Genomic DNA, 14,011 nt, shown 5'->3' with positions numbered 1-14,011 from the left:
CGGCTGGAAAGGTTATGCGTCAGAGCGGAGGCCAGGAATAACAACATTTTGGATTGGTATACAAAAATTTAATTCCGTAATGCAAGGATGGAAATTATTCCAAGATGTGTCCAGACGGTAGGCTACTACCGGGGCTAAAAATAACAAACAATGAGCACAACCATCAACAACGAGAAAACATCCAAGAAAAAGGATTCGAAATTCATCAAAAAAGTAAAGCAAAAAATATACGCTTGGCACAGATACATTGGGATTATTACTATTGTGCCCGTTATTTTCTGGACACTGTCAGGGATAATGCATCCTTTTATGGCGCATTTTTTCAAACCGACTATTGCCAATGCACAAATCGAAAAAGTAACCATCGACTCCTCAAAAATCAACTATTCCCTTCAAGAAGTATTGCTAAAAAACCAAATCAGCAGCTTCAAGAATTTCCGAATAGTATCTTTTGACAAGGCTACTTATTATCAAGTGAAAACCGAAAAAGATTCACTTTTGTATTTTGATACTTCAACCGCCAAAAAACTAGAAAACGGAGACCAACACTACGCACACTGGCTTTCGCGTTACTTTTTAGAAGACCAAGAAAGTACTATCGCCAAAACAGAAGTAGTAACCGAGTTCAATTCGCAGTACAAATACATCAATCGCTACTTACCAGTTTACAAAATCACGTACAATCGTCCAGATGCTATGGAGGTTTATGTAGAAACCGCTTCGAGCAAACTAGCCACCTATAATCCAAAATCTAGACAAGCCTTCATTTGGTTTTTTGACACGTTTCACAACTGGGCTTTTATGGATTGGATTAGCAACAACAGCATCCGTATAGTAGTAATGTTGATTTTCCTTGGCATTATCTTCTTCTCAGCCATTACTGGAATCGTGATTTATGGCTTATTTTGGAAACAATTCAAAAAAACAGACCGTCTAGCGCCCAAAAAGGGAATTAGAGCGTATCATCGTCAAATCGGGATTTGGTTTTCGTTTTTTACCTTAACCTTTGCTTTTAGTGGGGCTTATCACGCAACAACCAAATGGAAACCTTATGTTTTGGACAAAATGGTGTATGAACCCCTTTTTAAAACCAATGAGTTACCAACCGCAAATACATCCTTAGCTTTAGATTGGAAAAAATTGGAAAACACCAGTTTGATTCGTTACAATGACAGCATTTATTACCGTTGCGAATTACAATCCAATAACAAAACCGCTACCAAAACACCAAAATGGGGCAACAAAAAAGCACAACCCGTTAGCGAAATTGTATACATCAACAGTGTCACCAACAAAGTACGTCCCAATTTAGATATAGATTACGCTACTTTTTTGGCTGAATATTTTGACAACAACAACCAGCAAGCCGCTTGCTGTGAAATGGATAACAGCACAACAGAACCTAACTGCGCTATAAAAGAAGTAAAGCTACTAGAAACCAAACAACTTACAGATTTTAACAGCAGAGAATATGGTTTTGTCAACAAACGTTTGCCAGTAATCAAGTTAGCGTATGACACCCCAAATAAAAAAACCTATTTTATAGAAACCGCCACCTCGAGAGTAGCTGCTCTAGTCGAAACATCGGACAAAATAGAAGGCTATTCGTTTGCCATTTTTCATAAATTCTTGTTTATGGATTGGGCAGGAAAAAGTCTTAGGGATTTGTCTACTGTTCTAGCTGCTTTGGTTATTTTAGTTATTAGCATTTTAGGCTTAGTTTTGTTTTTGAAAAAGAAGTAGAATTTCTCCCTTTTCATACAACATTCAATCAAAAAAATCATTCTCCCAATTACACCTCGTGATTGGGAGTTTTTTTTTAAAAGTAATAGCAGCACTAAATTAAACTACCTTTACTTGAATTCACTAAAACAAGTAATTATGGCAAAAAGTCTAAATGCTAAAAAAACAGCAAAAAAAGAACCGCTAAAAACAGCAAAAGAAAAGAAAGAAGAAAAACGAGATAAAAAAAATAGTCCCAAAAGGGACTAAAATTAGTGTTCAGTTATCAGTCTATAGTGTTCAGCAATTCACTGAACACTATACAACTGAAAAACTAATTATTTAGCAGGAATACTTGCTAAAATTTCTAAGAAGAATTTCCAAAATTTTTGAGAGGAACTAATGCTCGCTCTTTCGTCAGGAGAATGGGCTCCGTGAATCGTTGGTCCAAAAGAAATCATATCCATATCTGGATAATTGGTACCTAAAATTCCACACTCTAATCCTGCGTGACAAGCCACTACATTGGGTTTTACATTGTTTTGTTTTTCATAAATTCCAACCAACACCTCCAAAATTTCAGATTTTGGATTAGGCGTCCATCCCGGATAAGCTCCAGAAAATTCCACCTCACATCCCATCAATTCAAAGGCAGAACGCAACGCATTCGCCATATCCATTTTAGAAGACTCTACCGAAGAACGTGTCAAGCATTGCACGGTTAACTGTCCTTCGCCTACCATTACTTTGGCAATATTGTTAGACGTTTCTACCAGATTGTCAAAATCAGCACTCATACGATACACGCCGTTGTGAGCCGTATACATCGAACGCACAAAATAAAACTGAGCTATAGAAGGCATCACTTTGGCAGGAACCTCTGTTAATTTTTCAAAAACAATTTCTAAGTTAGGCTCAGTCGTTTTGAACTCCGCTTTAATCTCGTTTACGATTTGTTGCATATCAAATACAAAAGCTTCATCGTAAACTGCAGCAATAATCACTTTGGCCACACTCTCTCTTGGAATGGCATTACGCAAACTTCCTCCAACAATCGAAGCAATTTGTAAACCGAAGTTATCAAATCCGTCAAACAACAAACGGTTCATTATTTTATTGGCATTCCCCAACCCTTTGTGAATATCCATACCTGAATGGCCACCTTGCAAGCCTTTAACGGTAATACTGTAGCCCACTGAACCTTCTGGTGTATCCTCTTCGTCGTATTCGGCTGTTGCGGTTACATCGATACCCCCTGCGCACCCAATGTCGATTTCGTCATCTTCCTCGGTATCTAGATTCAATAATATCTGACCTTGCAAAATACCGCCTTTTAGGTTCAACGCCCCTGTCATTCCGGTTTCTTCATCAATTGTAAACAAGGCTTCAATGGCCGGATGTGGAATATCTGTACTTTCCAAAACAGCCATAATTGCCGCTACGCCCAAACCGTTGTCAGCTCCTAATGTCGTTCCCTTAGCACGAACCCAGTCGCCATCCACGTACATATCGATTCCTTGCGTTTCGAAATCAAAAACAGTATCGTTGTTTTTTTGGTGTACCATATCTAAGTGGCCTTGCAAGACGATTGGTTTGCGGTTTTCCATTCCTGGAGTAGCCGGTTTGCGAATGATTACATTTCGGATGTCGTCTTCAAAGGTTTCCAACCCCAAACGATTCCCAAAATCTTTCATAAATTGAATCACTTGCTCTTCTTTTTTAGAAGGACGTGGTACGGCATTCAAATCAGCAAACTGATTCCAAAGTGCTTTAGGCTCTAAATTTCTTATTTCTTGACTCATTGTTTTGTCTTATTTATAAAAAAAGATGTATAAAATAATAATTCTTCAAAGTTACAAAGTTTAGCAACTACTTATTTAGGTAATACAATAGTTATTTATATTTACATTAAAAAAAATTGAAAAGAAAATACCTTTTACCGCTATTCCTCGTATTTCAAATTGTAGTATTGAAAATCATTCGATTTTTTCCGGAATTCATCGAACGATGGTACAGCAACGGACTTTATGTCTTTATTTCGAATAGTTTGAGAATCAGTTTAGGGAAACTTTCTTTTTCATTGGGCGATATTTTGTATGCTCTCCTTATTATCTGGGTTATACGTTGGTTTTGGTTCCTCAAAAAAAATAAAAAAATCCAACATGTAGCTCGCCGACAAAGATGGAAAGATATATCCCTTTCTATAGCAAGTTTTTTATCGGTCGTTTACTTTCTATTTCATGTGCTTTGGGGACTCAATTATTATCGGTTACCGTTGTTCGAAAAAATGAAAATTGCAAAAGACTATTCTGATGCCGATTTGCTTCATTTTACTCAAAAGTTAATTGCCAAAACCAATACGATTCAGCTCCGTCTAACGAAAGACAAAAATAAGAAAGTGGTAGTCCCCTACTCCCAAACGGAACTTTTTCAAATGAATACGAATGGCTATCATAATCTAGCTCGTGAACATTCTATGTTTCGCTACAGTCATTTGAGTATTAAGAAATCCCTTTTTAGCATTCCGCTAACCTATATGGGATTTGGCGGCTATTTGAATCCGTTTACAAACGAAGCACACGTTAATAGTTTAGGACCTCTGTATAGTTTCGCAATGACAGCCAATCATGAAATGGCGCATCAAATAGGTTTTGCTAGTGAAAGTGAGTGTAATTTTATTGGCTTTTTGGCATCCATCAAAAACAACAACTTGTACATACAATATGCTGGTTATAGTTTAGCCTTAAGATACTGTTTGAGAAGTTTGGGGACAAAAAACGAAAGCCAAGTTACCGCATTACTCCCCACCATCCATCCAGGTGTAATGCAGAATTACAAGGAAAGTGAAGTGTTCTGGCAACAATATGATACTTTTATAGACAAAGGCTTTCATTTGTTTTATGATCATTTTCTGAAATTGAACCAACAAAAAGATGGCATGGAGAGTTACAGCAAATATGTCGATCTAATGATTAATTATCATAAAAAACATCCACTGTCATTTAAGTTGCTTACTCAATAAAACATAAAATCAGAATCAAAATATTAAAAAAATAACAAAAGGACGAAATAATTGGTTTTTTATACAAGGTAGAATGTTTAGATTTACCTCCTCAATTTTTTATAATACCATAACTAACAAAAAAACCAAATGAAAAAACACCAAATTTTAACAGGTTCTCCATGGGAAGACAAAATGGGCTATTGTAGAGCGATACGTGTTGGCCAATTTATCGAAGTATCAGGAACAGTGGCAATCGTTGACGGCGATCAAGTTAAAGCAACCGATGCCCATGCACAAACGCTAAATATATTAGAACGCGTTGAAAAAGTCTTGATAGAGTTGGGCTCTGGAATGCAAGATGTGATTCGTACCCGAATTTTCACTACCGATGTTACTCTATTTGAAACCATTGCAAACGCCCATGCTGCGTATTTTAAAGATATAAAACCTACTACAGGTTTTTATGGCATATCACAGCTAGTGGCACCAGAATATTTAGTTGAAATTGAATTTACAGCCATTCTATCATCTGAAGATTAAACATTAATAATGTAAAAATGATTAAAAAAACCTCAACCGCGATTGTTTCTACCCTATTTCAGTGGATACTTATTTGTGGGCTTGTAGGTTTTTTGTCAGGTTGTGCTTCTGCTTTTTTTCTGCTTGCTTTGGAAAAGGTTACCCAATTTCGCCTTGACCACACTTGGATTATAGTTTTTCTACCAATTGCAGGACTTTTTATTGGATTGCTCTATCATTGGTATGGCGCTTCTGTGGTGAAAGGTAATAATTTAATCCTTGAAGCCTTTGACGAACCCCAAAAACCCATTCCATTTCGGATGGCGCCTTTGGTCTTAGTGACAACCTTAATGACCCATTTGTTTGGAGGTTCTGCAGGAAGAGAAGGCACCGCTGTACAGATGGGAGCCGCTATTGCAGATCTCATGAAACGTTTTTTGAAACTTGAAAACTATAAAAGAAAAAAATTATTGGTATTAGGCATCAGTGCTGGGTTTGCATCTGTTTTTGGCACTCCCATTGCTGGTGCTTTATTTGCTTTGGAAGTTAATGGCTTTCGAAAAATAAATTACAAAACAGTAACCTTATCTTTTTTAGTAGCTTACATAGCTTATTTTACTGTCTTTTTATGGCCTGTCCATCACACTCATTACAGCATACCCAATAGCGTGCATTTATCTCTACGTTCTTTTTCATGGACGCTATTAGCGGGTTGTATCTTTGGCCTCACCGCATTGTTATTTTCAAGAAATTTACATTTTTGGGGAAAGCTTTTTAAAAACTACATCAGCTACCCTCCTTTGAGACCTCTTGTTGGCGGAAGTATTTTGGCAGTTATCATTTTCATTTTCCCCGTTAGTAAGTACATCGGTTTGGGAGTACCAAGTATTGTTGAAGCCTTTCATCAGGCGAATGCGCCTTATGATTTTTTATTGAAACTTCTTTTGACTGGATTTACCTTGGGCGCCGGATTTAAAGGCGGTGAGGTTACCCCATTGTTTTTTGTAGGCGCAACATTAGGGAGTGCTTTATCTGTTTTTATACCACTCCCGATAGCATTATTAGCAGGAATGGGTTTTGTCGCAGTATTTTCGGGCGCCACACATACACCTCTAGCTTGCACCTTTATGGGATTTGAATTGTTTGGAACAACTAATGGTGTATTTATAGCTATTGCATGTGTCATAGCTTATTTTTGCTCAGGCTCAAAAGGTATTTATTCCTCTCAACTGATTAGCGGTCCAAAAAAACTAGTACTAAATTGGTGGTGCAAAACAAAACAACAATAATTTAAGCAATTACTCCTGATCCCAACAATTCATTATCTTCATACCAAGCCACAAATTGACCTTCGGTAATTGCCGATTGGGGTTCGTCAAAAATAACATACAACCCTGTTTCCTCTTGATGTAACGTGGCTTTTTGCAAAGGTTGACGGTAACGAATGCGTGCCAAAACTTCTCGATTTTGACCAGGCTGAAGCGCCAAATCACGTCTAATCCAATGCGTTTCTGAGGCTTCTACAAAGAGCCCTCTTCTAAACAAGCCTGGATGTGCGCTAGACAATCCAGTATAAATGGTATTCGTTTCGACATCAGTCGCAATAACAAAAAGAGGATCATTGGTTCCGCCTACATTGAGTCCTTTACGTTGTCCCACTGTAAAATAATGTGCCCCTTGATGTTTTCCTACTACTTTACCCATTTCTGGCGTATACACCATTTTTCGTGCTAAAGAGGCCAAAACATCCTCTTGTACGTCCTCATTATAGATAGGATGAAGTTTATCTATTTGAATTATTTGCCCTTCCTTGGGTTGTAATTTTTGTTGTAAAAATTCGGGCAACCTTACTTTTCCAATAAAACATAAGCCCTGAGAATCTTTTTTCTCCGCAGTTACTAATTCCATTTCGGCAGCAATTTCACGAACTTCAGGTTTAGTTAATGCTCCGATTGGAAACAATGCTTTTGCCAATTGTTCTTGAGACAACTGACATAAAAAATAGGATTGGTCTTTATTCGTATCTACACCAGCAACCAATTGATAAATGGTTTGGCCGTCAACGACTGTTTCTTGTTTTTGACAATAGTGTCCTGTAGCTACAAAGTCGGCCCCTAATTGCAAGGCAATTTCTAAAAATACCGCAAACTTGATTTCACGATTACAAAGTACGTCTGGGTTGGGCGTACGTCCTTTTTCGTATTCGTTGAACATATAATCGACAATCTTTTCTTGGTATTGTTCGCTCAAATCTACTGTTTGAAATGGAATCCCTAATTTTTCGGCCACTAGCAAAGCATCATTACTGTCCTCAAGCCAAGGGCATTCATTGGAGATGGTCACCGAATCATCATGCCAATTTTTCATGAATAATCCAATCACTTCATATCCTTCTTTTTGTAACAAATAGGCTGCTACACTAGAATCTACTCCACCAGAAAGACCAACTACTACGCGTTTTCTCATCAAAAACTTCTTTTAAAAATTGGGTGCAAAGGTACAAAACAAAGACTATTAAAATTATTTAAGTAAACGTTAATTCTTTTTGACTGTAGTACTGGGTTCCGGATAACTCATATTTACCCTCTTAATGAGTTGGTCTTTTTCATAAAATTCCCATATTCCTTCTTTTTTTCCGAGCACAAAATTCCCTTTAGAAGCTAAAGCCCCCGAAGGTGTTCTAAAAATAGCCGGTCCATCATACTGTCCGTTTTTATAAAAAGTTTCTTCCAATACAACCCCTTTATCAGAGTATATTTTACTTGGTCCATCTTTTAATCCATTTTTATACGTAGTCTCTTCTGCTATTTTACCCCCTACAAAATAGACCGTACGTACGCCAGATAATTTACCATTCTGATAAAACTCTCGGGTCATCAACTCAGTAGAATTGAAATGATAGTACTTCCATTCGCCTTCAAATAGTTTGTTGACTACTTTGCCTTCACTAACTTTAAATTTATTTTGATTATAAAAAATGGTATAGGCTGCATTGGCTTTCTCTTCAAATTCCCTAGTGGCAATTACATCAGCCGCTTTCGTATCATCATAATAGGTAAACTTACCAACTTCTTTTCCATGAACAAAATTACCCTCATATCGAATTCGTTTCGATTCTGGGTAATAGCCTTTCCAAAGCCCATTTTTTTTCCCTTGTTGATCTAATTGATTGATGGAAGATTGCGCCTCAATACTGAAACAATTCAACATCAAAATCACTATTAAAACATTTTTTATCATAATTTAATATTTATACCTTTTACAAACGTTTTGAAGAAAAGCACTCCTTTATCTCTTAACAAAAATACTATTACTAAGCCCATACATAGACATTCTCTGCTTTTTTTTTCATTCCATGCTACCAATATGCTTCTAATCAGCCTTGAAAAGCAAAATCCTAAGAAAATGAAAAAAACAAAATACCAAAACAAAGAAATGAACTAAAACAACACTGTAATTTTGTTTAACTATTCAAAAGCATACTTAAACAAAAAACACGTATTTTACCGATTCTCATCAAATTACTATAATTAAACAAATATTAATCAAAATATAAAATACATTTTTGTTTAATCTTTACAACATAACTTTGAACAAAACAAAAGCAACATTACCAACTTAAATTTATTTATTATGAAAATTGTAACTACCTTAAAAATGACCTTTGTATGTTTGGCATTTTTAACTTTCTTCACTGCTTGTGATAATGATGACGACACTCCAGCACCAGTAGACAACACCATTACGGGTATTGCTGTAAAGAATGCTAACCTTAAAATATTGGTACAAGCTTTGACAAAAGCAAACTTAGCCACTACTTTACAAGGTACAGGACCATTTACTGTTTTTGCACCAACAGATGCAGCATTTGCCAAATTTTTAAGCGATAATAAATTTGCTTCATTGGATGCTGTACCTGTTGACGTTTTGACTCAAGTATTGTTAAACCATGTGGTAAGTGGTACAGTGAAATCGACAGACTTAAAAACAGGCTACGTAAAAACGTTGGCTAAAACAGCAGCGTCAGGGTCTAACACCATGAGCTTGTATGTAGATTTGACTTCTGGTGTTAAACTTAACGGGGTATCAAATGTAACTACTGCGGATGTAATAGCTTCCAATGGAGTAATTCACGTAGTAGATGCTGTAATTGGACTACCTACAATTGTTACTCATGCTACAGCTAACAAAAACTTCACTTCTTTGGTGGGAGCTTTAACTAGTGCTGGGCAACCCGATTTTGTTACCATTTTATCAGGAACTGGACCCTTTACCGTATTTGCACCCACAAATGCCGCTTTCACAGCATTAAATACTGAACTGGCTCCAGGAGGTATAGCAGGTGTTTCAGCTGCAAACTTGACAAAGGTACTACAATACCATGTAGTTAGTGGCAACATCTTGTCTACTAGCCTTACTGAAGGACAAGTGGTAAATACCCTAGCTACACAAACTTTTACAGTTCAGTTGTCTGGAGGGGCAAAAATTAAAGACGCTAACAATCGTATGTCAAATATCGTAGCTACTGATGTGCAATGTGCCAACGGAGTGATACACGTACTTGACAAAGTGATTCTTCCTAAGTTATAACTAAACCTGTACTTTAAAAAAAAAACTTCCGTTGGATTAACGGAAGTTTTTTTTTGTTTATTTTCTTTTCTGGTTGGCAGCCTTTTGCGCTTCGGCTTGCTCCATCGCTTCTTGTAATTTTCTCTGGAAGCGGCTTTGTTTTTTAGGCTCTTTTAATTTGTTTTCTTGAATTTGAGCATGAATTTTATCACTATCAATAAAATAGTTCTTAATGACCAACATTATTAAAATGGTCACTAAATTGGAGATAAAGTTATACAAACTCAATCCTGCACCATAACTGTTAAAGAAAAATAACATCATTAATGGCGATACATAAATCATGATTTTCATCATCTTGGCCATATCTGGCATCCCTTCTTGTTGCGGAGCGGCCATTTGTTGATCGCCCGAAGTCATTTTCATATAAAAGAAAATGGCAATAGCTGCTAAAATTGGGAATAAACTGATGTGATCTCCATACAACGGGATATGGAAAGGCAACTTCACGATTTCGTCAAAAGAAGATAAATCATCAGCCCAAAGGAATTTTTGTTGTCTTAATTCAAAAGCAGATGGGAAAAATTGAAAAGAAGCCATCAAGAAAGGCATTTGAATCAATGCGGGAATACAACCTGCCATTGGATTTACCCCGGCTTTGTTGTACAACTTCATAGTTTCTTGTTGTTTTTTCATTGGGTCCTTTTTGAATTTCTCATTCAATTCGTTGATTTCAGGACGCAATACTTTCATTTTGGCTTGCGACAAAAAGGACTTGAACGTAATAGGCGACATGGCCAATTTGATCAAAATAGTGAACAAAATAATGGCAATACCATACGCAATGTAGGACCCTAAAAATCCGAATAAAGGCACGAAAATAAAACGGTTGATCCATCCGATGATGCCCCACCCCATAGAGATAATTTTCTCAAGATTTTGATCATAACTCGCAAGAGTTTCATAATCCGATGGTCCCATATACCAACTTAGCTTATGGTCCAATTCACCATTAGTAAAGGCAAGAGGTAAATTTGCTTTGAATGCTTTAGTATACAAAGTATCTACTTTTTCATCATTTACTAGGTTTGTCGAAGTCACTTGAGCCTTTTCAAAAGGAGTTTTAGACACCAAGATTGAAGTAAAGAAATGTTGTTTGAATGCAATAAAAGTAGGTTTTTCAAGTGTTTCCTCTTCTTTTTTTCCTAAACCAGCATAATCTACTTTTCCGTCTTTATGTTCGTAGTAAAGCTCAGTGTATTTATTTTCATAAGAAATACTTTTCTCATTTCTAAATCCTTTTAAACTCCATTCTAAGTTTAAAGGCTGAGCCGTGTTCAATACTTGATTCATCCCTTGAGAACGCACCTCAAAACCAATCATGTAATCATTAGGTTTCAATACATATTGATATTCAATAAAGGCATTGGCAGCTGCTTTCAACTTCATTGATAAAATTTGATCTTGTCCATTCTTGGTTAAAGTAGGTTCAAAAAACAAATCTTTGGATTGCAAAGCACGATTGTCTTTGGTAGGCAACAGCAAGTTCAATTGAGCATTATTGTTTTTAATCAATTCAACTATTTGGTTGGATCCTTTTTTAAACTTTTCAAAATTCTTTAAAGTAGCTTCAGCTATATATCCCCCTTTATTGGCAATTTTCAACCGAATTACTTCGTTTTCAATAGTAGTAAAAGCTTCTTTTGCGGAAGGCAAGGTTGCAGAATAGGCAAAATCACCTAAAGTTTTTTGCAAAGCCACTACTTGAGTAGAATCGCCTGTAGCTACCGCTTGTGCCGCTTTTGCAATTAACTGATTTTGTATTTGTTTTTGCTTTTGAGCTTGTTTTACTAACTCTTTTTGAGCTTTTTCGGCTGCTACTTTTTTAGGATCGGGTTGGTTCTGGTACATGATCCACACCAAAATCCCAAAAATCAGGATAAAACCGATAACCGAATTAATGTCAATTTTTTTTTGTTCCATTCTTTTTAAATTCAAAATTCTAACTAGGAATAATTCACGTTGCAGACTTTCTACAATTGAAAGTGTATTTAAACCTTAGTATTATCTGTTATTTTTTATGTGCTTGAACTGCTGCAGCTACAAAGTTTACAAAAATTGGATGTGGATTGGCTACAGTACTTTTGTATTCTGGATGATACTGCACCCCAATAAAGAACGGGTGATTTTCCAATTCTACAATTTCTACCAATCCAGTATCTGGATTTATACCCGAAGCTATTAAACCTGCTTCTTGCAAAGGTGCAACATAAGCACTATTGTACTCATATCGATGACGATGACGTTCTGAAATAGACGTAGTACCATAAATTCTGTGTGCAAGAGAATCAGGCTTAATTTCACATTTCCAAGCACCTAAACGCATTGTACCACCTTTGTCTGTCACATTTTTTTGATCTTCCATCAAATTCACCACAGGATGAATGGTATTTTCATTCATTTCGGTCGAATTTGCCTCTTTGTATCCAAGGATATTTCTTGCGTATTCTATTACCGACATTTGCATTCCTAAACAAATACCAAAAAACGGAATGTGGTTTTCACGAACAAAACGCACCGCTTCGATTTTTCCTTCAATACCGCGCTCTCCAAAACCAGGCGCTACTAAAACACCATCCAAGCCCGCTAATTTTTCAGCTACATTATTAGCATCAATATGTTCGGAATGAATGGAAACTACGTTTACTTTGGTAGCGTTGGCTGCTCCCGCGTGAATGAAAGCTTCTAAAATTGATTTGTAACAATCTTGCATTTCAACATATTTACCCACTAAACCTATGTTGATCGTGTTTTTTGGGTTTTTCAATCGTTTCAAGAAAGTGTTCCAATTTTTTAAATCCGGAGCTGCTTTCTTAGGCAAATCTAACTTTTTCAAAGCCACTACATCCAAACCTTCCTCTAGCATTAAGTTTGGCACTTCATAAATAGTGGAAGCATCAATAGATTGAATCACTGCTTCTCTTTTTACATTGCAAAACAACGCCAATTTGTTGCGAATTTCGTCAGATATTTGATGTTCGGTACGACACACTAAAATATCCGCTTTGATTCCGCTTTCCATTAACGTTTTAACCGAATGCTGTGTAGGTTTTGTTTTTAATTCTTTGGCAGCCGCTAAATATGGAACCAATGTTAAATGAATCACAATGCTATTGTTCTCCCCTAAATCCCAAACCAATTGACGCACAGACTCGATATAAGGCAACGATTCGATATCTCCTACTGTACCTCCAATTTCTGTAATCACGATATCAAAATCGCCTGTTTTACCTAGCAATTGCATTCTATCTTTGATTTCATTGGTAATATGAGGTACCACTTGAACTGTCTTCCCTAAAAACTCTCCGCGTCGTTCCTTTTCAATAACCGAAAGATAAATTCTTCCTGTGGTAACATTATTGGCTTGAGAGGTGGGTACATTTAGAAAACGCTCATAATGCCCCAAATCCAAATCGGTTTCGGCTCCATCATCGGTAACATAACACTCTCCGTGTTCATACGGATTAAGTGTTCCTGGATCTACGTTGATATAAGGATCAAATTTTTGTATCGTTGTTCGATACCCTCTAGCTTGTAATAATTTTGCCAAAGAAGCTGCGATAATCCCCTTTCCTAAAGAAGATGTCACACCACCAGTAACAAAAATATATTTTGTTTGATTCATTGAGTTATGTTGTTTGAAATGTAGTTGTGTAAAAAACTTGGCAAAAGTACAAATTTAATTGGAATTCTAAGGTTTCAAATTCTTTAGAATTTTTCAAGTCGCAAAGGAATGGTTTAGAAGAAAAAATTAGCCCGTGTTGACTACTGTCCGACAAAGCAAACCAGCACTACATTCGTTTCTCCCGCTCTAAATAATTAAAAAAATCTGTCTATTGAAACACACCCCTTCACCAGCTATAAACCCTTAAAAAACCAACGATTCTAATAGGAAACGCGTTTATTTTTTAAAAGGGTATTGCTTTTTGATATTTCGAATTAAGTCTTCCAAACCATTGGTTTTTATTTCATAGACCAATTGCAATTGTTGGCCCAAAACACCAGCAGGAAACCCTTTGTTTTTGTACCAAACTACATAATATTCGGGTAGATCAATCAAAAAACGACCTTTGTATTTCCCAAAAGGCATGGTAGCATGTGCTAATCGAATGAGTGCTTCTTTTGAAGATTCCACTT

The 14,011-nt window shown here is 36.5% G+C and carries 12 protein-coding genes; 6 read left to right on the top strand and 6 right to left on the bottom strand.

Translation table 11 applies throughout. The features are described 5' to 3' along the window. Nucleotides 1-150 precede the first annotated feature (150 nt). Together ACZIX2_RS06890 and ACZIX2_RS06885 are read left to right on the top strand one after the other, a co-directional pair. Entirely contained in the window at nucleotides 151-1,743 is a 1,593-nt protein-coding gene (locus tag ACZIX2_RS06890) for a PepSY domain-containing protein (RefSeq protein WP_463339353.1), read from the top strand. A gap of 114 nt (nucleotides 1,744-1,857) precedes the next feature. Further along, the gene (locus ACZIX2_RS06885; RefSeq protein ID WP_463339352.1) at nucleotides 1,858-1,992 is read left to right on the top strand and encodes a hypothetical protein; all 135 of its coding nucleotides are present in this window, start codon (nucleotides 1,858-1,860) and stop codon (nucleotides 1,990-1,992) included. Nucleotides 1,993-2,060: 68 nt separating this feature from the next. On the opposite strand, the gene ACZIX2_RS06880 is transcribed toward ACZIX2_RS06885, so the two are convergent. After that, complete coding sequence (locus ACZIX2_RS06880; RefSeq protein WP_463339351.1) at nucleotides 2,061-3,524, bottom strand: aminoacyl-histidine dipeptidase; 1,464 nt, start codon at nucleotides 3,522-3,524, stop codon at nucleotides 2,061-2,063. A 116-nt stretch (nucleotides 3,525-3,640) separates the two neighbouring features. Between ACZIX2_RS06880 and ACZIX2_RS06875 the strand changes: the two genes are divergently transcribed. The 3 genes from ACZIX2_RS06875 (at nucleotide 3,641) to ACZIX2_RS06865 (ending at nucleotide 6,534) form a co-directional block, all read left to right on the top strand. Next, nucleotides 3,641-4,744: a DUF3810 domain-containing protein gene (locus ACZIX2_RS06875; RefSeq protein WP_463339350.1), complete on the top strand. Its 1,104-nt coding sequence runs from the start codon at nucleotides 3,641-3,643 to the stop codon at nucleotides 4,742-4,744. Nucleotides 4,745-4,873: 129 nt separating this feature from the next. Beyond that, complete coding sequence (locus tag ACZIX2_RS06870; protein WP_463339349.1) at nucleotides 4,874-5,266, top strand: RidA family protein; 393 nt, start codon at nucleotides 4,874-4,876, stop codon at nucleotides 5,264-5,266. Nucleotides 5,267-5,283: 17 nt separating this feature from the next. Beyond that, complete coding sequence (locus ACZIX2_RS06865; protein ID WP_463339348.1) at nucleotides 5,284-6,534, top strand: voltage-gated chloride channel family protein; 1,251 nt, start codon at nucleotides 5,284-5,286, stop codon at nucleotides 6,532-6,534. A 1-nt stretch (nucleotide 6,535) separates the two neighbouring features. Here the strand turns inward: ACZIX2_RS06865 and mnmA are convergent, their stop codons facing one another. Together mnmA and ACZIX2_RS06855 are read right to left on the bottom strand one after the other, a co-directional pair. Further along, nucleotides 6,536-7,711 carry a tRNA 2-thiouridine(34) synthase MnmA gene (gene mnmA / locus ACZIX2_RS06860; RefSeq protein WP_463339347.1) on the bottom strand — a complete coding sequence of 392 codons (1,176 nt, stop codon included), beginning with the start codon at nucleotides 7,709-7,711 and terminating at the stop codon, nucleotides 6,536-6,538. Nucleotides 7,712-7,780: 69 nt separating this feature from the next. Continuing rightward, nucleotides 7,781-8,485 (bottom strand): toxin-antitoxin system YwqK family antitoxin, encoded by a 705-nt coding sequence (locus tag ACZIX2_RS06855; RefSeq protein ID WP_463339346.1) that lies wholly within the window; start codon nucleotides 8,483-8,485, stop codon nucleotides 7,781-7,783. A gap of 393 nt (nucleotides 8,486-8,878) precedes the next feature. On the opposite strand from ACZIX2_RS06855, the gene ACZIX2_RS06850 reads away from it, so the two are divergent. Then, a complete protein-coding gene (locus ACZIX2_RS06850; protein WP_463339345.1) occupies nucleotides 8,879-9,835 on the top strand; it encodes a fasciclin domain-containing protein in 957 nt (318 codons plus the stop codon). Nucleotides 9,836-9,892: 57 nt separating this feature from the next. Here the strand turns inward: ACZIX2_RS06850 and yidC are convergent, their stop codons facing one another. The 3 genes from yidC to ACZIX2_RS06835 form a co-directional block, all read right to left on the bottom strand. Next, complete coding sequence (gene yidC, locus ACZIX2_RS06845) at nucleotides 9,893-11,797, bottom strand: membrane protein insertase YidC (protein ID WP_463339344.1); 1,905 nt, start codon at nucleotides 11,795-11,797, stop codon at nucleotides 9,893-9,895. Nucleotides 11,798-11,885: 88 nt separating this feature from the next. Beyond that, the gene (locus tag ACZIX2_RS06840; RefSeq protein WP_463339343.1) at nucleotides 11,886-13,499 is read right to left on the bottom strand and encodes a CTP synthase; all 1,614 of its coding nucleotides are present in this window, start codon (nucleotides 13,497-13,499) and stop codon (nucleotides 11,886-11,888) included. A 276-nt stretch (nucleotides 13,500-13,775) separates the two neighbouring features. Next, complete coding sequence (locus ACZIX2_RS06835) at nucleotides 13,776-14,009, bottom strand: DUF3820 family protein (RefSeq protein ID WP_463339342.1); 234 nt, start codon at nucleotides 14,007-14,009, stop codon at nucleotides 13,776-13,778. Nucleotides 14,010-14,011 lie beyond the last annotated feature (2 nt).

It is taken from the genome of Flavobacterium riviphilum, assembly GCF_055231795.1.
The sequence above is the reverse complement of the archived record's forward strand: the minus strand, read 5'-3'. Positions and strand labels throughout refer to the sequence as shown.